The sequence below is a fragment of the Lacipirellula limnantheis genome, from assembly GCF_007746075.1.
GTDB lineage: Bacteria > Planctomycetota > Planctomycetia > Pirellulales > Lacipirellulaceae > Lacipirellula > Lacipirellula limnantheis.
Genome location: NZ_CP036339.1, coordinates 1,024,833 through 1,048,809 on the forward strand (window position 1 = coordinate 1,024,833; position 23,977 = coordinate 1,048,809).

The window sequence follows — 23,977 nt, forward strand, 5'->3', positions numbered from 1 at the left end:
CCAAACCTGTCGTTCTACCGGTTTACCTGGACAAATTCAGGACAAATTTACGGCTCCAGAACCGAGCCTACGGACAATCGCAGGCACCACTAGTGTTAGCTTGCTCTTCTTCGTTGGAATTGGGGGCGCGATTGGCGGCCGCACTCGCCGGAAGTCAACAAACGAGCGAGGGTTGCCCGACAATTCGGCCCTACTGGCTTTAGCCAAGACTTATCTGGAAACTCAGCTGAGGCTTTATGGATCAGTGGAGTTGTCCCGACTCCTGCCTCGCGCTGACAAGCAGACAGCCGCCTGCCTTGTCGATGAGTTTCGGAACGCATTTCTTGACTTAGATTGGCGCCCGTCGTCGCCGCTAGAAACCTCTTTGACGTTGACGCCTGTCGCGGCGGTCTATCTACGCTATAGCTGCGACAAGAGCAACCCGCGCTCCCTTGACCAGCAACTGCGGAATTGTCTGGAAAAGGCTGCACAACTCGGTCACTGGGTGCCCTGGGATCTTGTTTTCGCAGATGCCGCAGTGAGTGGCACGTCCGCAGCTCGTCGCGGGTATCAAATGGCCAAGGCGGCCATTGAAGTCGAGTCGGGCAGAATCGGACTCGTCCTGATTGATGAAATTGGAAGGGCAGCCAGGGACGCCATCGAAACTTTGAAGCTTGGTCGTTTGATGGACAACTGCGGTAGTCGATTAGTCGGCTGCACTGACGGTTTTGACTCCAGTCACGCGCATTCAAAGATGATGCTATCGATGTTCGCCATGGTGCACGAGCACTTCGTCGATCAGCTCCGTGGGAAGGTGAGACGCGGAACCGACGACGCATTTCGCATGGGTAATAATATTCGGCCCCCGAGCTTCGGATACAAGCTGGTTCCCTGCTTAGATGCTGAGGGTTGTCCAATCGTAGATACCAAGGGTCGTGTCGACGTTCAGAAGGTAGTTGATGACGAACATGTAGAGTGGGTGATTAAGGCATTTGAAATGTACGTCGATGGTCGCAAGAGCCCATCGAAAATCGCGGCATTCTTCAACGATCATGAAGTGGGTGGACGAAAAACGTGGGACGGCCCAAACGTCACTCAGTTGTTGACCAGACGAACCTATATCGGTGAAGAAGTCGAAGGCATGACGCGCAATTGCTTCGATAGCGAGTCAGGTAAGCGAACCACCATTAAGGTGCCGGAAAGCGAGTGGAAGCGACGAGATGTTCCGCATCTACGCATTATTTCTGATGAAATGTTCGAGGCGGCTCAGGCACGCCGAAGGCAATGCCGCGACGCCCACGACACCAAGCTTAAAAACGCGCCTGCTCGCACATCAGTTTACAGCAATTTATTGATTAGACCCGTTTGCAGCTGCGGTACGCGGCTCTTGATCGGGAGGACTGGCGAACATAAGAGCCTCTTCTGTCCTAGCGCCAAGGACCACAAGCATAAGTGCCAGATGGGAGGCTATAAGTCAGTTCGCATCATTGAGTCGTGCATCCTCGACCACGTGCGGTCGAGCCTCACGCCGGCTTGCGAGCAGGAAGTATTAGAGCGGGCGAACAAATTTCTGGCCGACGAGATTAAAAAGCCTGTCAAGGACACGAAGCCGCTGGAAAGGACAATCAAAGAACTAAAGAAGAAGGTGGCGTTATACCTGGACAAATTCGAAGAGAATCCGAGTGAAGCAGCAATCTCACGGGTAAACGCCTACGAGCGAACTCTGAAGGAACGTGAAGCCGAGCTTCGGGACATACAGTCCCGGCAACTGTCCACTCCGGTGCTTCTCGATGCAGAGGCGGTATCCAAGGCCCTTGACCAAATTCGGCAGCTATTGAACTCCGATAAGGAGATTGCCGCTCCGATTATCGAAAAGATGGTCGGCCAAGTGGTCGTTAGTCAGACTATCAATGCCGCGAAGAAACGCGTCTGGACGGCGAAATTCGCGATCAATTTAATCCCAGTAATCGCTGAGTTAACTGCGAGGTCACAGTGTCTAAACGCTCCTACATGGGAGTACCTACATCTAAGTGATTGGACACTATTAACGGAGGCCATCGTGCCCCTCGAAACTGTCCCACCGTACGTCCAGATTGCGCCGGAACTCTTGCGTTTGCATAGGTCGGGTGCCAGCATCGAGAGCTTGGCTGCGACGTTCAAGAAGACGGCATCGGTCATCCGAACGATCTTGAAATTCGCGCAGACGGGGGAGAAGCCGCAGTGGGAGCCTAAGGGGAAGAAGCGAGACCGAAAGAAGAAGGGGAGGGAGAAAGAGAGTGATAAAGTCGAGTGTAAATATTTGCAATTTGGCGAGCTAATTGCCGAACGGAGGGAATTAGGGGAGACGTTCCGCGAAATTCGTAATTTCATCGCCAACGAATACGGAGTCAAAATGTCCCACCCTACCGCCGTGCGCGCCTACGACCACGCCCGGCCCGCAGCGGCGATCGCCGCTGCGGCGTCGGGCAGAATGCCAAGCCGAAACAGTAAGAACGTATTGCGACCAGAGCAGTACGACGAAATTCGGCGGCTTCTGTGCCTGCAACCGCGAGTCAAATACGCAGATATCGCTGCGCAAGTCGGGTGCAGCGCGGCGGCAGTATCTAGTGAAAAACGGCGAATGACGGCTGAAACAAATGATGAGGCGAAAAGAGCGGATAAGTAAGACAGATCGAAGGAGCCAGTCGCGGTAGACGTCAGTGTGATCGAGGTCAGCTGGCTACGCGCCGCGCGTGGTGAGATAGTGCAGCAGGGCAAGCACTTATTCGCTCTGGCCCTAAGGCCGGTCCTGCAGGGCAATGGGAAGGAGCCTACCTAGTTTGTGATCGCAAGACGGATGAGTTCCACAAGAGCCCATGACGGTTCGACCTGGGCGCGCAAGCGAGATCGCAACGTCACCGATCACGGGCGGCAACCACTAGGGCGTCCAGCGGGCTCCGCACTCCGCAGGCTCCGCGCTGGAGGACATGAGTGTAGATCATAGTCGTCGAAACATCCTTGTGCCCCAGTAGCACTTGCACGGTGCGGATGTCGCTGCCCGATTCAAGCAGGTGCGTGGCGAATGAGTGCCGTAACGAGTGGCAGGTGACGCGCTTATGCAACCCGGACTTTCGGGCCGCTCGACTGACGGCGGCGCCGATGGCGCTCTCGTGCAGATGGTGGCGTCCCGGCCTGCCGGTACGCGGGCAATGGGACATCCGCTCGGAGGCGAACACGAATTGCCAGCCGAGTTCATAGGCCGCGTTAGGGAGCTTACGTTCCAGAGCGTTCGGCAGGTCAACGCGGCCTTGCCCATGGCTTAGATCCAGCTCGTGAAATTCGGCTCGCGACGCGATCTGTCGACGAAGGGGTTCGCACGCCGCGTCGGCCAGCGGGACGGCGCGGTCCTTGTCTCCTTTGGCTTCCCGAATGACGAGCTGTCGCCGGCCAAAATCCACGTCCTTGACGCGCAATCGGCAGCACTCCATCAGCCGCAAACCGCCGCCGTACATCAGTCCTGCCATAAGACGGTAAAGGCCGTGCGAGCCTTCGATGGCGGATAGGAGCCGACCGACCTCATCGCGTGACAAGACGGCAGGGAGTCGTTTGGGGCGTTTTGCACGCACTGCATCGAGCTGGGGAAGGTCGATCCGAAGCACATACCTGTACAAGAACACTATTCCACAGAGCGCCTGCGTCTGGGTGCTTGCTGAGACTCGGCCCTCCACCGCCAAATGGGTGAGGAAGCCCTCAATCTCGGTGCCGCCCATCTCCTGCGGATGTCGTTTCCCGTGAAAGAGGATGAACCGCCGCACCCAGTGGACGTACGCCTGTTCCGTCCGATAGGAGTAATGCTTGGCTCGTAGCGCGAACCGCATCCGGTCGAGCAACCGGGGCGGCTCGCATGGCGTTTCGGTAGTTGGCACAGGTTGGGGAAAGGGGTAATTTGAGGCCATGAATGGGCCCTCCGTATGCCGAACGAGCGATACGGTACATATGTATACATCCCCGCGGGCGGCCTGTCAACCTGCTTACTGAAGGTCTCCTTCAATATGCAGGGCTTACTGAAGAAGTTTCTGTCTAATAACAAGTTCGCCCACTCAAGCGTCAAAGGACTCGTTTGACCACACTACGGTTTCGCTCAACAGAGACAACGCTATCAGCACGGCTCATCGCTCGGCTTCGCCAACTGACACATCTGCCGATGTCGGAAATCCGCGACCGTGCAAGAAGAGGCGAACCGTTACTGGAAGTCTCGCCATTTACGAACCAATGGCACGACGATCGACACACGCTTGTTGATCTTGCTCGTGGCATTGAATCCAATGACTTACCATTCGCCATAACCGAGGTTTGCGAAGACGGGACCGAATCTGATGTATCGATAACCATGCTCCGCAACTTACTTGATCAGTTTCGTGGCATCGAATTGCAGACTCAGCGCGATACAATGCTGGAACTTGGCGAGATCGAAAATCCAGACCAATTCGAGCCATACGATGAAGACTGGACGAAGTAATGCCCGAAATGTCCGCGGCGCAACAAGACCGTGGGCGAACCATCGCATGCACGGGAGCGGCGGTGGCGGGCCGTTTTTGAAATCAATGTCAACTCCCGCCGCCCCGTGATGCGGGTCGTTAGCCATGAAGCCCGAAGACCTGATACTCCCTCGCGACCCTTCGCTCACGAACGAGAAGGTAATGCAGATGCTGGAAGACGCTGCGTCCGCACCGCAGCCTGAGGCCGTCGAAAGAGCCGTCACTTCTGCACACCAAGTTGGAGTTCGAGAGGAGTTCGTTCCACCTCTTCTTTCGTTGCTGCGGTCCACGGACCACTTTCGGCACGAAGATATCGTGAACGCGCTGCAGGACATTAAGGACCCTCGTGCAGTTGAAGGGCTCTTCGATGCTGCTACAGTCACTCATGAATATTTGGCTTACGATGAGTTCTTCGGTTTAGCGCGGAAATGCACATGGGCGCTTGCTGATATCGGCACGCCCGAAGCGAAGGCAAGGCTTGTGCAGCTCGCTGCGAGCGAGAATCCCTTGATTGCTGGTTATGCGAAGAAGCGATTGGATCGATGGCACGATGAGCAAAACAGCAAAAGAGGCTAACAACTCGCTGCAGGCAACGCGGGATAGCGCTCTCAGTTCCGCTTCGCGGTTCACGCTGGTTGGTCCCGCGTGCCTGAGCTCTAGACGTTAGGCGGCACTACGTTTATGGGCACACTCAACGCATTCTACGTTCGCGCAGCGACAGACACCGCTGCCATCACCGCAACGATTCGCGCCAAGTTTCCGAAGGCTGAGATTGATGCGGACACTCACTTCTGCGGCGTCACGATGCCTGACGACGCATTCGAGACACCTGAGAGCGTGCTCATGGATTTGTCGTCACGACTCAAGACGGACGTTGTCTGGTTGAGTTTCCAGAGCGTCGTTGACGCATTCCAGTTTCACCACTGGCGAGCGGGCGAGCATTTGCGCTCGCTGGTTTACGGCTGCTTTGCCGAGGAGCGCACATGGGAGCGCGCCGAGGGCACGCCTGAGCCGTGGGAGCGAGAGGTATTCTTTGGCCAGAAAGAGCTGGAGCGCGCTCTGGAGTATTTGGAGAGCGACGACGAGAAGCGAGAGATGCAGCGCATTTGGCATGACGCAGAGATTCAGGCTGGGCGGACAGAGCCGAGCCTGGACGGTCGAGAGTGTGCGCGAGCGGTTGCACAGCATTTTCATTTTCCGGGATGGGGTTTATGAGGTTGGCCGTGCCGCCTAACCATGCGCTGCAGCGAACCCGGCTTGAGTGTCGCGGTTGCAATCATTGCGTCCCGTGCGCCGGGTCGCTGAGCTTGGGTCGTTATTCCGCTATGGCAATCGTCGGCATGGTCCTGTTCGCACTAGGCGCGTTCGTCACCCTAGCAAACGTGTACCTGAGCTTCATCCGTTATCCAGTACATCTGGCTCTCGGCGGCACTCGCGAAACATACCGCTGGGTTTCTGGCTTTCCGCTCGTTGGTTCATTGTTCCTGTGGCTCAGCATTCCGCTGCTGTCGTCGGTCGGCCTCAGATGGTTTGCTGTGGCTCTTTCCTTATTCGATACGGGCGGCATCCACTGGTTCGTCGGAACGATGTGGTGGACCGGTCAGCTCGGAGCGTTCCTCCGCGGCCGTAATGACAGGGAATAACCCGCCGCTGGAGCGGACCGCGGCGGCGGTATACTACACTTTCGGTCGAGCGTCGCGCTTGCGCCGCCGCGGCCGCTCAACGGCATTACGTTCGTCAGCTATGGAGACACACGCTAGCTCGATGCTTTGCACGAAATGTGGCGCCACGATTCAGAGCGCGACCGCAGAACGAAACGCGGGACTTTGCCAGCCATGTGCCGAGGGGCGAACAGTGCGGAACCGGACTGTTGATACGGTCCAACGGCCGCAGCGGCGTTCGATCGATTGGCAATGCATCGGCATCGAAAAACACAGTGAGACGGATGATGAGGTTGCGTACCGGTTCGTGGCTGACATTTGGGAACCGAATCCCGAAATCAAAGGTCGATCGCGGATTGCCGGACAAGCCGAAGGATTGATGCGTTTAATCAAGGCCACTGGCGAAGTGCTACTTGATCAACCAATGCCCGATGATACGAATGAAAGACGATTCAACAGCGCCGCACGAAAAATCAAACAGCATTGGGCCAATCGCGAGTACCCAGAGAAAACGATGTTCGCTTGTGGTTGAACATCAAAGAAAACGCGGACGAACAATGCCGTGAACCGGAGCGGCGAAGTCGGACGGATTTGAAATGGACAATCTTTCGTCGCCGCCCGGTTACGGCTGGCGTTAGGCGGCATTACTCGCCATGAAAGTTCAAGAGTTCCCTTTGGCTTGGAGATGGACGGACAGCCGATATGCGGTTTTGTCCGAGGCAGTGCTGTCACAGCTTCAGCCACTCGGAGCACAGGACGCAAAGATCGCGTTCGAGCGTGCGCGGAGGTTTCAGCAGGATTCGGGCATCACACATTCGGCAGATGTTTCGGACGATGACGGTTGCACTTGGCTGCGAGCGCGGCACGGCGCTTTGAGCGACAGCGTTATTGTTTCGTGGTCGCGCGAGTGTGCGCTTCGCACCAGTTGGCAGATTTTCACCGAACACTGGAGCGACTTTTGTTACCCGTCCTCCGATGATGTTACGGTATGGCCAGATTCAGAGCGTTGGGTATTATTCTACCACCATGAGGAGCAGTTTGAGTTTATTCAGAGACCAGCGGCCTAACCATGCGCTGCAGCGAACCCGGCTTGATCGTCGCGGTGGCGATCGTGGCTCCCGCGGCCGGGTCGCTGAGCTTTAGTCGTTAGGCGGCACTACGTTTATGGGCACACTCAACGCATTCTACGTTCGCGCAGCGACAGACACCGCTGCCATCACCGCAACGATTCGCGCCAAGTTTCCGAAGGCTGAGATTGATGCGGACACTCACTTCTGCGGCGTCACGATGCCTGACGACGCATTCGAGACACCTGAGAGCGTGCTCATGGATTTGTCGTCACGACTCAAGACGGACGTTGTCTGGTTGAGTTTCCAGAGCGTCGTTGACGCATTCCAGTTTCACCACTGGCGAGCGGGCGAGCATTTGCGCTCGCTGGTTTACGGCTGCTTTGCCGAGGAGCGCACATGGGAGCGCGCCGAGGGCACGCCTGAGCCGTGGGAGCGAGAGGTATTCTTTGGCCAGAAAGAGCTGGAGCGCGCTCTGGAGTATTTGGAGAGCGACGACGAGAAGCGAGAGATGCAGCGCATTTGGCATGACGCAGAGATTCAGGCTGGGCGGACAGAGCCGAGCCTGGACGGTCGAGAGTGTGCGCGAGCGGTTGCACAGCATTTTCATTTTCCGGGATGGGGTTTATGAGGTTGGCCGTGCCGCCTAACCATGCGCTGCAGCGAACCCGGCTTGAGTGTCGCGGTTGCAATCATTGCGTCCCGTGCGCCGGGTCGCTGAGCTTGGGTCGTTCGGCCCTGGAGTCTTAGCCTGTGTGGACGACCCGAAGCGAAAAGCTTACCAATGCTCGCGGCTTTCGGTTCGCCATGAATCTTGACTCACGTCCGGCAACGTTCTCGGATGTTATTCATGGACTGCAGACCGACGCTGCATTTCGCACGCTGTTCAACGGACTGTTGGCCGATGCCCCGTTTTCGGCATTTCGGTGGGAAGCTCCCGCAGTGACGACTGCCGCTCTTTCCAAACCATTCGAATTCGTAATCCTTGACAGTCCTGGTTTGGTGCGTCGTCCCGAACCGAATGCGTTCGCCGAACATTTCAATGACACGGGTCACGAAATTGCGGTGTTCACCAACTTGAGCAAAGATGCGATCCTGATTGTGCCGTATCCAATTGCCGAAGATTCCGCGTATGGCCACCTAGCAGCATTTGTTCGGTTTGCCCCGGAGTCCCAACGTCAGTCTCTTTGGCGTGAGGTTGGCGCAAACTTGGGACATCGCGTCGGTGTCAATTCCGTTTGGGTCAGTACGGCCGGGGCCGGGGTCTCGTGGTTGCATGTCCGGCTCGACGACCGGCCGAAGTACTATGGTTTCAAGCCTTACATGTAACAGGTGGACAAATCACTGCATCAAACGAACGCGGGAATGTTTCTCGGTAGAACGCTCTCATGACCATTGAGATTGACGAAGCTGTTAGGAACGCGGCCTCGGCCGGCAATGTCGCAGCACTCAAGGAGCTGGTTGCGTTGCACGGTCCTATTTTGGTTCGTCTGGACGGCGACCCGACAGAACTTACTGCATTACACCTGGCATCGGCGTCGGGTAACGTCGAGGCCGTTCGGTTCCTGCTCGGGTCTCCAGTCCAGGCCGACCCATGTACTGCTCGGAACAACAACTTCACTCCGTTGCACGCCGCCGCCATGCAAGGTCATGCCATAATCTGCGAGATACTGATTGGAGCGGGGGCGGATGCAAATGTCCAAACCGATCCGCAAGGGTACGCTCCACTTCACAGCGCCGCATTCGCCGGGCATGTCGATGCCATCCGGGTACTACTTAAACATGGGGCGGATCGTAGGCTCGTGAACTACCGCTACGAACAGCCAGCTGACACCGCACAACGTACTAGGCAGGTGGAGGCGGTACGTGTACTGCAAACTTAAGGCCGAACAAACCGTTTCACCGGAGCCGCGGGCCGCGCGGGTTTTGATATCCGAATCGTTTGCCGCGGCCCGGTGAACGCCACCGTTTGGCAATCATTGGACGCTGAATGAAGTACGGGGTGCTCTTTGCGACAGTAGCTGTGCTGCTTACCGCATCGGCTCTGCTGCAGCGTGGTTGGCAGCTTCTATTGCTATGGCCCGCCGTCAGCTTCGGCGTTGTCGCAGTGGGTTACCTCCACTTTGGTCCGATCGTCTACGGCAAATCATCGCGGGGCAGTTTGTCACCGTTCTCGCAACTGATTCTTCTTCCATACTTGCTCTACTTGTGGTCTGTCTGGTACGTCCTTCGCCTCGTGAAACGAGAACCGGCATTCAATCAACTCACGGACAACGTGCTCATTGGTCGCCGTCTTCTTTCGCACGAGCTGCCCGATAACATAAATCACGTCATTGACTTAACCTGTGAATTCAGCGAACCATACGCTTTACGCTCCAAATCATATCGCTCGTTCCCGATTTTGGATGGATTCGCCCCGTCACCAAATCAGTTGCGAGAGTGGGTTCACGAAGCGGCCGTTCTTTCCGGCACCGTCTTCATTCACTGCGCAGAAGGACACGGGCGCACTGGACTCTTTGCGGCGGCATTGTTGCTCGCAACTGGTCATACAAAAACACCGGCTGAGGCAATACAATTCGTCAAATCTAGACGGCCAATGGTTCAACTTGGACATCGCCAACTGGCGGTCCTCAACGCGATGCACGAAGCCAAATAACAAAAAAATGCACCCGAGTTGCCGATCGGGCGTTTCCTGTAGGCGAATTCACTCGGCGGCAACCGGGTGATTTTGGTCGTTATCCCATCAAATCGCGCCCCTCATTTCACGATGAAATTTCTGTTGATGCTGGAGGACGATCTCGACCGCATTCGGCGATTCAAAGCGATAGTTGCTCGGCATTACCCCAGTGCAATTCTGACCGTCGCCCGAACAGCTCCCGACTTCAAGACGGCATACTGGTCGCTTACCGAAATGCCCGACTTGATTTGTCTTGATCACGATTTGTTCACCGATTCACTCAATGATCCTGATCCGGGTGACGGTCGCGACGTTGCCGATTTTTTAGTAACTCGATTGGCGAAATGCCCGGCTTTGATACACTCAACAAATGCTGCCGCCGCCGATTCGATGTTGTATTCGATGCGCGAAGGAGGTTGGACCGTTGATCGCATCGCCCCGATTGGTGAAGAATGGATCGAAACCTACTGGTATCCAACTGCGTGCGAGATGATCGCACGCGGAAATGACCTCACAAACCAAGAACGGATTGGATAACAAATCGGTGAACGGGAGGGCTCAGCCCAGTCGGTCCTAAAATCGGATCCTCTCCTCGCCCTCCGTTACCTCAATCGTTCTCCCACTGAAGTGCTCATCGGTACATGAACGAGTCTGACGTCAAGCGAATCGAAGATGCCTTCAACCTGACGCTTCCGTCCGATTACCGTCATCTCCTAATCCATTTTCCTGTACGGTTCAGCAAGGGAACGACGGAGCAACCACTCTGGGATAATGCCGACGCACTGATTTCCCGGAATCGTGAGCTTCGTAACGAACGGAAAAGTTTGGGGGTGCAATACCTTCCCGTACCGGACCACTACTTCTTGATTGGCGAGGACGGTGGTGGCTGGCAATTTCTCATTGATCTGCACGAACATCCGACCATCGTTTATATCATGGAGTTTGAACGTGTTGGCCAGATCGGTCCGGCAGCGACCGATGACGGCAAACCACAAAGCATAAACGATTGGCTACATTCTCACCTTCTCGAATTAAAGAATGATGGCGTCGATATCAACTCAGAGACAGCCCCGGCGTATAACATGAGCTGGGGCTGCATACTCGGCACGCTTGGATTCTGTATAGTAATGGCAATCACGATCGCATTGATGATCGCTGGCTTCCAATGGCTTGCCGGTTACTGAATCGTGGGAGAACCAAGCGATGCACCTCAGCCGCGAAATGAGGCGTTTTGAAATGGATGATCTCCCGTCGCGGCGAGGTGATCGCAGGCGTTCGCCAGCTAAGGGAGATCGATATGAACTATGCACTTGTGCCGTTCCCAACGTTCTCCAGAGAATCCGATTACGCCGGTCGACCGGACATTCGCGATGCTCTTGCTTCACGTCATCGTAATATCGCTCCGAATGCGATCGGCAATCTCGAATTGTTGAATCAAGTCGCCGAAACACTTCGCGACTTACCATGGAACTTCGCTGTCGATCATTGCCACGAGCAAAACGGCCACCTCCATCTGGCAGTGATGGCTCATGATCTCGGCCGCAATCTCGACGTTGGCGACAAAATGAACGCTGGCTTCTTCCTGCAAAACTCCGAAACTGGCGACTACGAAACCTTGGCTTGTGCCCGAACGTTTCGCGTCTCGTGTGAAAACGGCGCACTGCTCGAATGCGAAAAGGGGCAGTCGTTCACGATCTCAGCCGCTGATGCACCGCCTGCAAATTGGCAGCTGAAGATCAAAGATATCATCGATCGCTCATTCAACGGCGATGGCCTCGATGTTGATCTCGCCCGATTTCGGGCCACTACTCAGCAAATGGTCATCACTCCCTACGAGTTCCTATGTCACCTCTCCGCACAGGGCCTCATCGATGACGACGAACAGTCGGACATCCAATTTGCATTCAACGACGCAGCGGACTTCACGATGTACGGGCTAATCAATGCCGTCACGCAGGTTGCGCATGGCTTACGCTCAAATGACAAATGGGCTCGGGCATTCCAAATCGAACGGTTGGCCGGGGAAATACTTCGAGGCGATCACAATCTTCCAACGCTCTATCCGGTTTACTCGCGATAAGCTGGCGAACCATCGCATGCACGGGAGCGGCGGTGGCAAGCGGATTTTGAAATCAACGTCAACTCCCGCCGCCCCGTGATGCGGGTCGTTAGGTCTTTTTATGGGCGTCGCGTTTTATCCAGTGTTCGAAGATGGAAGCGGTGGATGTAGCGAGGACATCAACGGCAAGTGTTTGGCACGTGCTGCCAACGTGTTTGATAGGCCGTGCAAGAAGGCGAAAGTCCCGACGCTTTACGACTTTTTTTCAATGTCGCGTGAACAGATGGTCGCCGAATTGTTTGACGGTGATCCGGGGGAGCCGTCCAACTACAACGAGTCACAGCTCCCCGAAGAACACTGGCATGAGGCGGCCCTCGGCCTTCGTACGGTGCAGTTCTTGCTAGAATTCGTGCAGGCCAATGTCGACCGTATTGCCGACCATGAATGCGTTCGCGAGGATCTGGTAGTATTTGAACGGCAGTTGTCCCAGGCGGCGGCAAAAGGGGTCCGTTGGCATCTCGCCATCGAGACCTAATAACGGCCTAATAAGGCGCAGCAGTAGACCCGCCGGCCCCACGGCTGCTTTGGCCTTTCTCCTTCGCAGCGGTTATTTTTCGCATCAGCCGCCACGCTTGAGGGCGGGCAACTGAGCTTTTACGTTAGGTCGCAAACTTCCGAGTCTGTTATGGCTTACGAAAACATACTCACCGTTGGGCACCAAGACGGGCTACAGTCCTTGCGGTTGACCAAAGGGGGTTATTGTTGCGAGGATAATCGTCTCGCGATCTCCATCGAGACGGAGAACACAAATGACGACGGCTGGCCACCAGTCGCGTTATTCTGTATTTACAATCACCCATTAGACCGGGATCCATGTGCCGGAGACGTTTTCGAGTGCAACGGCGGGATGTTCGCCGAGGATGCAGATGATGCAGACGTAACGCACGCGGCGGCGTACTTCACATTTCATGCTGAAGAAGTATATGTCCAATTCACCGTGATTGAAGTCCGTCAAGATACGCTAGTTGTCGATTTCAGAGCTAAGCATGACGATACGGCTTATTATGATGCGCAAGCGAAGGAATGCCCAACGTCTGGCACATTTGTTCTTTCTCGCCAACCACTGAAGAACCTGTGGATTCCTCTTTGACGACATGCGACCTAACCAGTCGATGCAGTGGACGAGCACGCGTGCGTTGTAAATTGTCATCGAGTCTTGTGCGTCCTGCCCCGCACGCGGCTCGCTACTGAGCGGCAGCGTTATCCGGCTTTGGTATCACAATGGCGGACGACCTTGTCGAACTCGATTTCGGTGTCCGCCCGGAAGCCGCGGTGTCGGGTGCGGTCTGCCTGCAAACGGAAGCTGGCACGTTCCTCACATTCAATGCGATGCGACCCACCGATCGCATGAGTCCGTACGGGACGCCCTACATGGAGGACGCCGGCACCGCCGTGGTAGAGTTCAAGCGGTGTCTCGTGTCGCGTTTCGGTTACCCGAACGACGAAGCACGCTGGGGAATCCCGCAGTACAAGGATGTGTCGTACGGCATCTACGAAGTAAAATACTCGACGTGGATCAAGGAAGTGGTACGAATGAACCGATTTCGTTTTCCGGAAACGAAGGACGATTACGTTCGCCGGCATTTCCTGTTCGCGTTTCACGACGATACGTTCGAATGCCTCGCGGACGACCTCGTGCTGGAAGTCGTAAACGACCCGTACCATGTGATTTTTGAGCGCATTCGTCGCCGCGCGCTGGGAGCGGACGCCGGATAACAACCGGATCAAGCTGACCGGGGCCACATCTCGGTTTCGCGCGGCTTGTAGTCGTTGAAGCGGCCCCGGCAGCTTATCCTTTCCGTTATGCGGCGGAGGCGGCATTGGAGAAGCACTTACCTTTCCCCGTGTCTGCTCGGCCTTGGGAGAGCCTGAGCGAACCGGAGCGCGACTTCTTCTGCTTTCAGGACAATTATCTGCCGCTGCACCGCAACCACGCATCAAAGATCGGCCTGTTGTCGTCGGCAGACGCCGCGAGAGTTTGTGAGTGGGCCTTCGCAACCGTTCCGCTCGGATGGCCAGACACTGGCCGGTGGTTTCAACACGAAGAGCAGCTGAACATTCAAGATTGCTGGAACGACGAACGACGACGCGCCGACGTGCGCCAGTGGCTGTCTGATCGTCACGTTCCCTTCGCGACCACGGTGTACTTGTTGTACGAGCGAGACCGAGTTGTCGAAACCAACTGGCAGATGGTGGTGCGCTACTGGGATGCCTTTGCCTGGTCGGTGGGGTTCGCGATGGTGACCGTCGACGATACATTGCAATGGGCGTGCGGCTTCCACCACGAAGAGGTGATCGTCTTAGGTCAGCAGCGGCCGCCGCATAATCCGCCGATGCACCGGACCGGGCCGGCGGTATAGTTTCTGTTGGTCGAGCGCGGTTTGGTGCCGGCCCGGCCGGTGATCCGCGATGGCGCCGTCGACGGGGCCGATTTTCTAAAGTGGCAACGGGCTGTCGATATGGACGACTCCACGGTCGACGCAAACGATGACGGCATAGTCGACGGCGAGGACTTGGCCATCTGGCGAGAACATTTCGGCGAAATGGCATAAGTGCCGCCGCTCGCCACCGCTGTGCCCGAGCCGGTCACGCTCACCCTCTCGTTGCTTCCGCTTTCAACAGAAAAGGTCCGCCCGGCTTTTATTCTAGGTGTTATCACATCTTCGGCGATTTGAGCACTTTTCGCTCCGCGACTATACAGGCGCAAAGCTGACTGCCCGGATACCTCATTAGATTACCCAACTAGTAAGACGTGGTATGTCCGCTCTACGTCGCTGAAATCGAGTGTACGAGCGAGTCAATTTAATCGCGCCTGCGACGATTGCCAACTGGCCCATGATGAGCCCGCCCTGAGGGCATAGCCAAGTTACGGCCCGCTGAGGTGATGGCGAGATTCGACGCCTTCAAGAGCAGTTGCTTCATGGTCGTAGAAGCGAACGACTTCACTTATAAAGGGATCAGCCCCTACAGAGTTCATTCTGATGCCAAATTGAGTCAACGTGTTGACACGATACTATCGCCGTAGGTTGCGGCAAGAACGACTTGGTAAGTAGGCTGCCATGGTGATTCCTAGCAGAATTAAGCTTGTCGGCTCAGGAGCGGCCTGTGAGGTTGTGATCGGTAAAGGCATTGAGACGGGAGTCATCTTGATGTTGTCGATGAATTGGTAGATTTCGCGCGAGTTCGTGGCTCCTCTCGCTATCGTAAGGCCAAGCGTGTGATAACCCGCCTCGACATCGTCGATTCTAACACTCAGACTTTCACGGATAACTTCCATCGCAGCGATCGAGGTGCCATTAAGAAAGACCTGATCTATGACCACGCCGTCCAGCGTCAGCTGGTAGTTTCCCGGGCCGGTGTTGCCGAAAGCTTCGAGCGACTGTGACGCCACATCCGCAGAGAACTCATAGTCACCGGCCTTGAGCAGAAGGTTCTGTTGAATAGAAACCGAGCCGCCAAATAGGTCCGTGTCTAACCGTCCGAGACGCACCCGCATTGCTTCGCTTGGATGTCCGTCACCGTTAACATCAAAGGATTCGATGCGAGGGAAACCCAACGAGACATTGGTATTAGGCCCTACCACAACATTCCAGTCCGACAGATTTCCCGTGTCGAAGCCACCATTGGTTACCTGATTGTCAGGTTCTAACCCGAAGGCTGAGGCCCAGACGGCGTTATCGTCCTGATTGACTCGGCCGTCGTGATTGCCGTCGGCAGGCAACTTTGTTCCGCTCTGCCCATGTGAGGTCTGCCAAACGAGGAAGTCGGCACCGTTCACCCAAGCGTCACCGTTATAATCACCGCCTGGCAGCACCACGAGTCCTGACGGAATCACGTCTGCGTCGACCCAGGTGCGGAACCCGTAGTCGAAGTTGGTGCTATCAAATGACCAGCTTCCACTTCGATCGAAACGCTTGCCAGCCTGGTAGTCGAAGTTACCGCGGTTCCACACAGCGTAGGGTCCGCTAATATCCGCGGTCCCGTTGATCGCAATGGTATACTGGTCCCCATAATTCACGCCGATCATGCTCGCTGAAGTGTCGACGGACACAAATCCAAATGAGCCAATCGGTACATCGTCCGGATTAATCGGCGTAGAGAACGCCGGATTCGTACCAGCTGGCGCACCGGCGACCATAGGCCAAATCTCAAGCGAAAGCTCGCCTATGTCACCCGCATTGCGTGAAAGCATCACGTCTACTTGGGAGAGCAATCCTGCTGCATTTGCAGTAAAGGACTGTCCCGGCGAATTTCCGGCATAGATGATCCTGCCACCCACTGATTGGTTTATCTTATTTACTTGGTCGACGACGGGCAGTGCTGAGGAGATTGCACCTGACACTAGCCAGATCAGTGCAGCGATGACACAACGCATGAGGAGACTCCAGGGGCAGTGTTACAGATCCACAACTGTCGGCGGTGATCCGCTGGCTGAACCAGGCGACCATACTGGCGGCGATGTGCCCAGGCGTGTCCTCCGGGCTGGAATCACGTGCCCATACGAAAAAGACTGGATAGGAACCTAATATTTGTCGTGAAGCGGCGTAAAAATGGGAACCGTTATGCCCAGCAATCTGGCCGCCGTCGGCGAGGGTTACCTGCGGCGGCGGAGGGTGATGAGGGAGATGAATGCAATGCTCGTCAGTGCGATCGTCGCTGGTTCTGGAACCACCCCGACGATGATGCCCACACCCCCATACGACATAACGTTCTCCACCATGATCAGAACATCATCATCAGACGGAAATGGCAGAGGCATCGCGACCACCTGGAAATGAGCCCACCCAAACACGTCCCGACGATCACCCTTCCCAGTATTGACACCCAAATAAAAATCCGTGCCAACCGTGACAGCAGGGAACCAGTGGTCCGTGGTGAAAATCGACGTGAACTCGTTACCCTCAATGCCTGCCTTCGAGAACGAATCACCCGCCTCGACGAGATACCAGTCGGATTCTTCATCCAGGGTCACCAGAGTCGCACCCAAACTGTACTCCGTTGCCGAAACCTGCTTGAACGCAAACGATAAGCCAGTGTAATCACCAAACAAATCCTGATCGACCCTCGCCATATAATTAGTACCAAGCTCATCTTGATATTCGGGCTCCATTACAGGATGCCAAGCGAGGTTCGTATTCGGAACGATGGTCGCCCCAAACGTTGCACACGGGGTTAAGACCGCCACCAGCACCAAGAGTGATCGCATCACAACCTCCAGAATGGAAATGCACTATGGGAGCGTAAGAGCCCTGCGCCACAGTGTCAAGGAAACGAGGTCTGCTGTGCGTGTTCAGCTCGCAAAGTCCCCAAAACGGCGCCGAACGAGGCCAGCGACTGACATTCTTCGCGTTTGAGGCCCGAAAAGTCCGCCTGCTTCACGTCCTGGTGTTTGCCGAGCTGATGGCAGCAAGAAAGTCTGAGTTACTGGGGCCCTCAATGATGGTGCACTCCATTCGGCAGTTGCTTCGAGAAGTTCATGGCGTGGTTGCATCAGCGATATGCCGCTTCAGGAAGTTGCTGAGCGATCGGCAATCTGCTGCCGAACGACAAAGGAGCAATTGAGGCAGCTTGTCCCTGAAGCCCCAAGATACTGTAAACACTTGTACACTTATTGGTGCGGCCGTAAATTGGCCCGCATGATTCACCTTGAAGACGATGAAATTGAATTGATGGGGCTGATCGCTGAGCTTGATTACGAGGCTCGGATTGAAGACCCTGTCCTACATTCGATTGCCAGAAAAGGCTTGGTTCTTATCACCAGTGGAAAGCGGGTGATCATCACGGAAGCCGGAATTGATTGGCTCGACAACAACGGATGGTCAATTCGATAAAATGGTCTGTCGGCCGAATTCTCTACGCGACGATGCTCTTCTGTTTCCTACTCGGAATCCTGGTCGCATTCCGCAGCGTAAAACAAGTGTTCCTGGGCCGTCCGCCAAACGTTGCTCGGGCGGCCATTTAGTTCACGATGCTCGCCGGCGCTAAGGGTTTCCCCACCGAACCGTGGACCTATCTGCTTGAACTGCTGCTAAGTCGCTCTTCAGGTGAAGCAAGCACAGTCCGAATCTGAGGCTGAAATCGTATCTTCGGGGGCCGCCGATCTGAGCTGGTACAGTCACCCCGATATTAGAACTCGATATTGGTGGTATGACATGCTCGACGAGCACGAAAAGGCATTCGTCACTAACGGTGATTGGGCCCTGGGTTGCACGCCGACGGATGATTTTTCAATGGGACTGGCGCAATGGTGGCGGCTTATTGAATCCGTCTTCGGTCGTATTGTTCGGAACAACCTTGGCAAAATGTTCGATGAGAATCCGCAATGGCTCGCCAGCGACCGAGAGACCCTTTCACCCAAAGCATTGGCGTCCGAATCCGTCTTCTTAAAGAAACTGGCTGTCCCTGGTGAACGAGAAAGGATGACTCTGGCCGACATCCTACGTGTTTTGGAAAAATGCGTGATTAAACCACGAACGCTGGACCGGTGCGATTCAATTGTCCGTCAGAAAGCGACCGAATACTTTGCTCCTCATGCTCAGATACTTCAGAAAGCTGTCCAGGCGGGTGGGGCGCAACCGTTCTTGTCGCTCTTGACGATAGATCAGTTCCGTAACCTCGCTTCTCACTCTCAGCCAACCACTGAGTCGAACGCTGCCGTTGGACGCCTCGTTGCGAAGAGTATCGTCAATGCGCTGTTTTTGCCGAACCTACGCGCATGGGGTTTTAAGTCCGTAGTTCCGGTGTTCACGGTATAGAAGAACCAATGGGCATTACCGAGTATCATGGAAAAAGAGTCGCCACAATCGCAGAAAAACTCATCGACTCAGAACTTCTCGGTTCGGTTTACCCTCCTCTCGCGGATAGTTAAAAAAGAGATGGTAGGCCAATGTTATGCGATTGCGAAAGACTTTAGAGCTGGGCACGCTGCCCAACTCTAAAGTCGTAGAATCCGGCCGCCGGTCAAGCAACCGTTGCCCTGGCTTCGTCCGCATGGCGAGTCTGAGAGCCGAGCCCCGAAGCGTCGCGAATTGCGTTTTCGATCAGCTGCGTCGGGACCGCCTGACGGACTGGAAACCGAGCGACCTCGGCAAACATTGCCGTCGCGCGGCCCAGATCGTCATTGACCCAACGAAGTGGGAATAGCACCAGCCCGTCGTGTTCGCGCCGAAACTTCGCGAGCATCGCCTGACGGTCCATGCCAAACTTGCCGCAAAGGGCTTCGAACTCCGGTCCGCAGCCGATCACGCCGTCTGCAACGCTGCGGTGGAACCCAGCCCAAACAGCGGGCATCTTCATCGTCGCCTGCCGCAATCGCTGCGGGTGCGACTTTCCCTGCTCGATCCGATGATCGAGCCGTAGTGCCAGCGACAACAGCTGAGCACTGCGCAAATCAATCCGCATTCCCCTGGCGAACGGCTGTGGACGCAACATGAGATCTTTGCGGAACAGCGTGTTCGCGGACGAGAACCATTGAATCTCGCCGTCGGCAACTGCCGGGCGATAGCCAACAACCCGAACGGCCGTCCGACCCCCGTGAAAATACTCATCTCGGACGACCACGATCGCCAACCGCGCCATTTCCACGAAATCACCCGTGCGTGGGCAGTCCAGCATCCAGCCGACGGCCGCTGCACACCGCAGCGGTCGTGGCACGCGCGACGCCGCGCGGACGCCCATTTGCTTGCACCATCGACGCCTCAGTTCATTTCCAGTCACTGCGTACATTGTCGGTCTCCATCTGTTTTGACGAACGGATCGATGCATTACTCACGGATGGCCCCGTCCCAGTCGAGATACTGAAGCCCGATCGCCGGCTCGGGATCAAAGTCGACGTCGATCGGGTTCGCCGGTGAAAAGCCGCGCGTGGCGATTGTGAACCGTGACTCACCAGTCGCTGCCGCGACCGCGTTGGTAAGCGTCCGCTGATCGGCGCGGATCAGCCCCGCTGGGGCACGACTCTGACACAACTCCATTGCAAGCTCCTTTCAGGATGAGGAAGGCTTTCCAACTACGAGGAAGCCTGCGGGCTAATCGCTCCGCAATCCTTTATGCCGCGTTCGCCCCGTCGATTTAGCCAACGCGCCGTGTAGTCCCAGCGCGGCACGCGAAGCGTTGCCGTGGTCCCGTCCCACACTGCTGCCCCGTTACGCGCGGGCGCTGCTAAACCCCTTCACCTGTACTCGAAAGGAACCTATGCCCCGCGAAAGGCCGGAAAAGAAATCACCACGTACCGAACAGCGAGACGCCGTCGATCAATTCCTTGATCTGCTCGCGCGATTGATTGCGAGAGAGCATCTCCGGAAATCGCGAGAAGAATTGCCCACACCGGCGCAGGTTGAGGAGGGCTCAACTAAAACCCCACGGAGGAAGGCGAATGCTAGTAAGAAGGCCACCTAGTCCCGATGAACAGAACGCCTACTATCAAGCCGGGGCGGCCGTGATCGCCCGCCACTACGACATCCCGGTGCTTCGCGTGGCGCTGGAAGGCGGCTCAGGGGCCGGTTCGCTGCCAAAACTTGCGTTGCTTGAGCTGCTATGCGGCAAGCGCCAGTCGTCGCCGAAGCGCACCGACCTTATTGAAAGTTACGTCACCACCCTCTTGGCGGCCTCAGTTGGGCGGCTACTCCACGTTGAGCAATGTTTCGGTTATCGACGCCAATGCCTTGGGCAGAAGCATCTGGAGCGTCGGGCGATGCTCAGTGCCCTGCGCGGGGATGATCCCTTGAGTGATCGGGCGTGTTACCTTGTCTTCACGCAGCTCACAGCTTGCGACGGGGCCGACATGGATGCGACCTTTATGCGCCTTTGGCGGCAGGCTAACCGACTCCTGCGAGCGGGTCCGCACCGCCAGTTCCACCAGAACTTGGCCCTTCAGTTGATGAAGTCGCGAGAGCTTTTTTTAGGGGAGATTTTGGCCGCGATGGATTGAGACGCTTTCGCTTCGCTCGGGTTTTGACGCCGATGTGGTAGAAGGCGTTGCGACCGCACGTTGAAAGGATGACTTAAGTGTTCAGAATCGAGTTGTTGAGCGGCTATCGCCGCAGGGCGTCATAGGAAAGCTCCCATACGGCTGGGCCAAATGGTGCCCCTCGACCCGCTGGCCTTTCTTTGCGTCCCGGGTCTCGGTGGCCAAGAGTGCCGCGTCACGGAACTCACATATCGTCTAATTGACTCGCCAGAACTGTGCGCAGGCGAGATTCTCGTGGCGATGAACTGTGGCGTTCTGTCAAAGCCGCGTGTCCTGGATAGAGAGATAGTGTGCTTGTAATATAGTGGTTGGAGTCGGGAAGTCCTCGACGGCTTGTAGAACCATCCAGCCTATACGCCATGCTTCAAAAGCAACTTCCCGAAGACTGTGAGACGCTGAAGCACCTATTGCAGAACAGCCAAATTGCGCTCGACGCGTATTGTAAGTGGTGCCGACGAACTCAAATGTCAAACGACATTATTAAGGAGTATCTTTCCGGTCAATCACCATACGAGCCACTGGTTGAGCGACTCAATGCGATCGGTCACGTAGACTGCCAGGCATTGGCCGGGGAGCTGCCTGATTGCAGCCTGCTTGCCAAGTATCTCGATCCAGCTGCTTGGGATGCTGCGTGGGCCAAGTCGAGGGCGGCCAGCCAGATTTATGAAGAAGCGATAGCTGCGGGTCTATTCGAGGACGACCCGCCACCTGGAGGCGAAGATGCATTACGCGTTGCATTCGAGATGTTTCAGCAGTCTGCTGAGGCCGTCGTTTCGCTCCTCCGCGCGTTCCGAGATCAAGTTCTTGAGTCGGTAGAGGCGGCAACCACAACTCATCCTCAGAAACCTGAATGGAACGATACTACGCTCAAGCTCCACTTTCGAGGCAAATGCGTGCGTCAGCTCAGGCCGGACGCCCAAAAGCCTCGGGCCGTGCTGCAGCATTTCCAAGATGCTCAATGGAGCGAGTGGGTGGAATTGCCAGACACCTGGGATGATCAAACGGTCAGGGAGACTGTGAAAACCTTGAATCAAGGTCTTTTGTCTCTTAAGTTCTGCAGTGCAAACCGCAAAGAGCCAAATAACATTCTCATTCCAGGCGTGGAATGGATTGTGAATGATCGCCGCGCAACCCCCGCGCAAGCCCCTTAGACTCGTCGCCTCACGCCGTCCAAAATGATCCTTGATCATGGGGCTCGGCGGCATATCTTCCAGACCGACATCTGGCTGCCGACTTTCCATTGAGCGATTGGGAGGATGGCGGTGAAAATTACGTCTGATGAGATTCGGGAGCTGTTGCAGGGGAGCGAGTATCCCCCGATCTTGCGCGCGGATGAAGCCGCAGAGCTCCTGCGTGTGCCCCTCAAGACGCTGTACGTGTGGGTCGCGTCGGGCCGATTGAGTCGATGCTTTACGAAGCAAGGGAAGCGGTTGCTCTTTTCGCGAGACCGCTTAGTTCACGCAATTTTCAATGGGAAGGAAAAGTAAACTGTCCAGTCGTAACGAGGAGTCCCTTCGCATCGGTCGCGTACTGATGTTTCGGAAGGGGAAAGCTAAGACCTATTGGGTCAGATTTTGGTGTAATGGTGCCGACCATAAGTTCTCGCTAAAAACGCGATACAAGAACGAGGCGCTTAAGAAGGTCACAGAGATCGCAGCACAGGTTGAAGCAGGCAACTATCAGAAGATTGCGTTAGAACCTGAGCAGGCCCTAGCAATGAGTGATGGAGTACAGCAGTACATCCGTTACCTGCAGTCAGAAGGCAGGGCCCCAAAAACGTGGGGTCGCTATCAAGGTGAGTTGAAACGCTTCGCGGAGTTCACGGCGACGCATGGCGCTACGCGAATGGATGCGATCACGATGCTACACCTGGACGCCTATCGGGATCATCGCCGGCAGTCACGCAAGCCACGCACGGTCCATCATGAGTCCGTCGTCATCAAGCAGTTCTTTAGCTGGTGCCGTCGTCGCAACCTGATCGCAATTAACCCGATCGCCGAGTACGAGCTGCAGAAGCCACGTCCAGCTAAAATGCCGAAGCCGACCATCGAGCACGTACGTCAAATCCTTGGCGTGGCAGCGGAACCGCGGATGACGCAGTACGCCGTCCTCGCGTTTACTGGGATGCGAGTTAGCGAGATGCAGCACCTCTTGCTTTCGGACGTTGACTTGGAGGGCAACTGGCTCAGTATTGTGTCTAGAGCGGGTGCCCGCACAAAGACACAAATGGATTGGCGAGTGCCTATTCATCCGATTTTGCGTGAATTATTGGTCGCGCTTCCACAAAGTCACCGGAAGTGGCTGTTTACCGCGGGGCCTAGCTCCAAGTTTCCGCAGGGCGGCAATTGGATGAACGTGAAGACGATCAACGATGACTTCAAAGCGCTACTAAAGACGCTGGAGATTCCCGCAGGTCGCGATCAGGACGGGTTCACCATCCATAGTTTGCGAGGGTTTTTCAAAAGTCATTGCGTCAACCATGGAGTCCCCCGCGAGGTCGTCGATAGCTGGCAGGGGCACACGATGCGCGCCACGGCGTCAGACATGTATTATTGCCTGCCCGATGATGTGAGTCAGGACTGGATGGCAAAGGTTCCGTTCAGTCTGGAATAGAAGTTTCTAGCGGCGGCCCCCATAGTGGGGCCGCCGCCATTTTTGGGCGTTTCAACCGCCCTAAAGAGCAATCAAGGAAAGTGAGGAGACATGACTATCAAAACAATCGTCTTCGCAATGGTCGTGGCAACCGTAACGAGTCTGGCCGCGATGCTCGCGCCGATGCCAGCGATCGAACTCCCCGGGGAAACGCGATTGGCGGCAAATCAGGGTGTTGCCGTTAACCTGGACAAATTCCGGACAACTGCAGAACGTCAAAACGAAAACAACCCGCAAGTCCTTAGCTATCAGGCACTTGCGGGTTGCTCAAAATTTCGAGCGGAGAGGACAGGATTCTAATTGGACCTGATCATAACTTCTGCTCATTTAGCACTTT

At 55.8% G+C, this 23,977-nt stretch carries 28 protein-coding genes; 23 read left to right on the forward strand and 5 right to left on the reverse strand.

The annotated features are described in order from the left end of the window. Positions 1-172 precede the first annotated feature (172 nt). Entirely contained in the window at positions 173-2,644 is a 2,472-nt protein-coding gene (locus tag I41_RS03930) for a recombinase family protein (protein ID WP_168206669.1), read from the forward strand. Positions 2,645-2,873: 229 nt separating this feature from the next. Here the strand turns inward: I41_RS03930 and I41_RS03935 are convergent, their stop codons facing one another. Further along, on the reverse strand, positions 2,874-3,914 hold the full coding sequence (locus I41_RS03935; protein WP_449273584.1) for an integron integrase: 1,041 nt from the start codon (positions 3,912-3,914) through the stop codon (positions 2,874-2,876). 248 nt (positions 3,915-4,162) lie between these two features. On the opposite strand from I41_RS03935, the gene I41_RS03940 reads away from it, so the two are divergent. The 15 genes from I41_RS03940 (at position 4,163) to I41_RS04010 (ending at position 14,380) form a co-directional block, all read left to right on the forward strand. Beyond that, complete coding sequence (locus tag I41_RS03940; RefSeq protein WP_145431104.1) at positions 4,163-4,477, forward strand: hypothetical protein; 315 nt, start codon at positions 4,163-4,165, stop codon at positions 4,475-4,477. A gap of 124 nt (positions 4,478-4,601) precedes the next feature. After that, complete coding sequence (locus I41_RS03945; RefSeq protein WP_145431106.1) at positions 4,602-5,072, forward strand: HEAT repeat domain-containing protein; 471 nt, start codon at positions 4,602-4,604, stop codon at positions 5,070-5,072. 105 nt (positions 5,073-5,177) lie between these two features. Beyond that, the gene (locus I41_RS03950) at positions 5,178-5,711 is read left to right on the forward strand and encodes a hypothetical protein (protein ID WP_145431107.1); all 534 of its coding nucleotides are present in this window, start codon (positions 5,178-5,180) and stop codon (positions 5,709-5,711) included. A gap of 110 nt (positions 5,712-5,821) precedes the next feature. Beyond that, a complete protein-coding gene (locus I41_RS03955) occupies positions 5,822-6,139 on the forward strand; it encodes a hypothetical protein (protein WP_145431109.1) in 318 nt (105 codons plus the stop codon). 325 nt (positions 6,140-6,464) lie between these two features. Next, the gene (locus I41_RS03960; protein ID WP_145431111.1) at positions 6,465-6,689 is read left to right on the forward strand and encodes a hypothetical protein; all 225 of its coding nucleotides are present in this window, start codon (positions 6,465-6,467) and stop codon (positions 6,687-6,689) included. Positions 6,690-7,321: 632 nt separating this feature from the next. Then, positions 7,322-7,855: a hypothetical protein gene (locus tag I41_RS03965; RefSeq protein ID WP_145431107.1), complete on the forward strand. Its 534-nt coding sequence runs from the start codon at positions 7,322-7,324 to the stop codon at positions 7,853-7,855. A gap of 176 nt (positions 7,856-8,031) precedes the next feature. Continuing rightward, the gene (locus tag I41_RS03970; RefSeq protein WP_145431113.1) at positions 8,032-8,553 is read left to right on the forward strand and encodes a DUF6940 family protein; all 522 of its coding nucleotides are present in this window, start codon (positions 8,032-8,034) and stop codon (positions 8,551-8,553) included. Between the two features lie 59 nt (positions 8,554-8,612). Continuing rightward, positions 8,613-9,107, forward strand: coding sequence for an ankyrin repeat domain-containing protein (locus I41_RS03975; RefSeq protein WP_145431115.1), 495 nt, complete (start codon positions 8,613-8,615; stop codon positions 9,105-9,107). A gap of 107 nt (positions 9,108-9,214) precedes the next feature. After that, positions 9,215-9,880, forward strand: coding sequence for a dual specificity protein phosphatase family protein (locus I41_RS03980; RefSeq protein ID WP_145431117.1), 666 nt, complete (start codon positions 9,215-9,217; stop codon positions 9,878-9,880). A gap of 111 nt (positions 9,881-9,991) precedes the next feature. Next, entirely contained in the window at positions 9,992-10,438 is a 447-nt protein-coding gene (locus I41_RS03985) for a cyclic-phosphate processing receiver domain-containing protein (protein WP_145431119.1), read from the forward strand. 104 nt (positions 10,439-10,542) lie between these two features. Continuing rightward, complete coding sequence (locus I41_RS03990; RefSeq protein ID WP_145431121.1) at positions 10,543-11,085, forward strand: SMI1/KNR4 family protein; 543 nt, start codon at positions 10,543-10,545, stop codon at positions 11,083-11,085. Positions 11,086-11,198: 113 nt separating this feature from the next. Beyond that, positions 11,199-11,981: a hypothetical protein gene (locus I41_RS03995; protein ID WP_145431123.1), complete on the forward strand. Its 783-nt coding sequence runs from the start codon at positions 11,199-11,201 to the stop codon at positions 11,979-11,981. 100 nt (positions 11,982-12,081) lie between these two features. Next, the gene (locus tag I41_RS04000; protein WP_145431125.1) at positions 12,082-12,495 is read left to right on the forward strand and encodes a hypothetical protein; all 414 of its coding nucleotides are present in this window, start codon (positions 12,082-12,084) and stop codon (positions 12,493-12,495) included. Positions 12,496-13,241: 746 nt separating this feature from the next. After that, the gene (locus tag I41_RS04005) at positions 13,242-13,736 is read left to right on the forward strand and encodes a hypothetical protein (RefSeq protein ID WP_145431127.1); all 495 of its coding nucleotides are present in this window, start codon (positions 13,242-13,244) and stop codon (positions 13,734-13,736) included. Between the two features lie 128 nt (positions 13,737-13,864). Next, the gene (locus I41_RS04010) at positions 13,865-14,380 is read left to right on the forward strand and encodes a hypothetical protein (protein WP_145431129.1); all 516 of its coding nucleotides are present in this window, start codon (positions 13,865-13,867) and stop codon (positions 14,378-14,380) included. Positions 14,381-15,033: 653 nt separating this feature from the next. Here the strand turns inward: I41_RS04010 and I41_RS04015 are convergent. Beyond that, the gene (locus I41_RS04015) at positions 15,034-16,395 is read right to left on the reverse strand and encodes a hypothetical protein (RefSeq protein ID WP_145431131.1); all 1,362 of its coding nucleotides are present in this window, start codon (positions 16,393-16,395) and stop codon (positions 15,034-15,036) included. 219 nt (positions 16,396-16,614) lie between these two features. Continuing rightward, entirely contained in the window at positions 16,615-17,226 is a 612-nt protein-coding gene (locus tag I41_RS04020; RefSeq protein WP_145431133.1) for a PEP-CTERM sorting domain-containing protein, read from the reverse strand. Between the two features lie 430 nt (positions 17,227-17,656). Between I41_RS04020 and I41_RS04025 the strand changes: the two genes are divergently transcribed. Both I41_RS04025 and I41_RS04030 read left to right on the forward strand, forming a co-directional pair. After that, positions 17,657-17,851, forward strand: coding sequence for a hypothetical protein (locus tag I41_RS04025; protein WP_145431136.1), 195 nt, complete (start codon positions 17,657-17,659; stop codon positions 17,849-17,851). Positions 17,852-18,172: 321 nt separating this feature from the next. Next, complete coding sequence (locus I41_RS04030) at positions 18,173-18,775, forward strand: hypothetical protein (RefSeq protein WP_145431138.1); 603 nt, start codon at positions 18,173-18,175, stop codon at positions 18,773-18,775. A gap of 205 nt (positions 18,776-18,980) precedes the next feature. Here the strand turns inward: I41_RS04030 and I41_RS04035 are convergent, their stop codons facing one another. After that, a complete protein-coding gene (locus I41_RS04035; RefSeq protein ID WP_145431140.1) occupies positions 18,981-19,745 on the reverse strand; it encodes a hypothetical protein in 765 nt (254 codons plus the stop codon). A 38-nt stretch (positions 19,746-19,783) separates the two neighbouring features. Further along, entirely contained in the window at positions 19,784-19,993 is a 210-nt protein-coding gene (locus I41_RS04040; RefSeq protein ID WP_145431143.1) for a hypothetical protein, read from the reverse strand. A gap of 401 nt (positions 19,994-20,394) precedes the next feature. Here I41_RS04040 and I41_RS04045 point away from each other — a divergent pair, with 401 nt between their 5' ends. The 5 genes from I41_RS04045 (at position 20,395) to I41_RS04065 (ending at position 23,940) form a co-directional block, all read left to right on the forward strand. Further along, positions 20,395-20,949, forward strand: a complete 555-nt coding sequence (locus I41_RS04045; protein WP_145431145.1) for a hypothetical protein — start codon at positions 20,395-20,397, stop codon at positions 20,947-20,949. Between the two features lie 398 nt (positions 20,950-21,347). After that, positions 21,348-22,139 (forward strand): hypothetical protein, encoded by a 792-nt coding sequence (locus I41_RS04050; protein ID WP_145431147.1) that lies wholly within the window; start codon positions 21,348-21,350, stop codon positions 22,137-22,139. Positions 22,140-22,244: 105 nt separating this feature from the next. Beyond that, positions 22,245-22,475: a helix-turn-helix domain-containing protein gene (locus I41_RS28450; protein WP_145431149.1), complete on the forward strand. Its 231-nt coding sequence runs from the start codon at positions 22,245-22,247 to the stop codon at positions 22,473-22,475. 46 nt (positions 22,476-22,521) lie between these two features. Further along, entirely contained in the window at positions 22,522-23,601 is a 1,080-nt protein-coding gene (locus tag I41_RS04060; RefSeq protein ID WP_168206671.1) for a tyrosine-type recombinase/integrase, read from the forward strand. A 90-nt stretch (positions 23,602-23,691) separates the two neighbouring features. Then, positions 23,692-23,940 (forward strand): hypothetical protein, encoded by a 249-nt coding sequence (locus tag I41_RS04065; RefSeq protein WP_145431152.1) that lies wholly within the window; start codon positions 23,692-23,694, stop codon positions 23,938-23,940. The last annotated feature ends 37 nt before the right edge of the window (positions 23,941-23,977 follow it).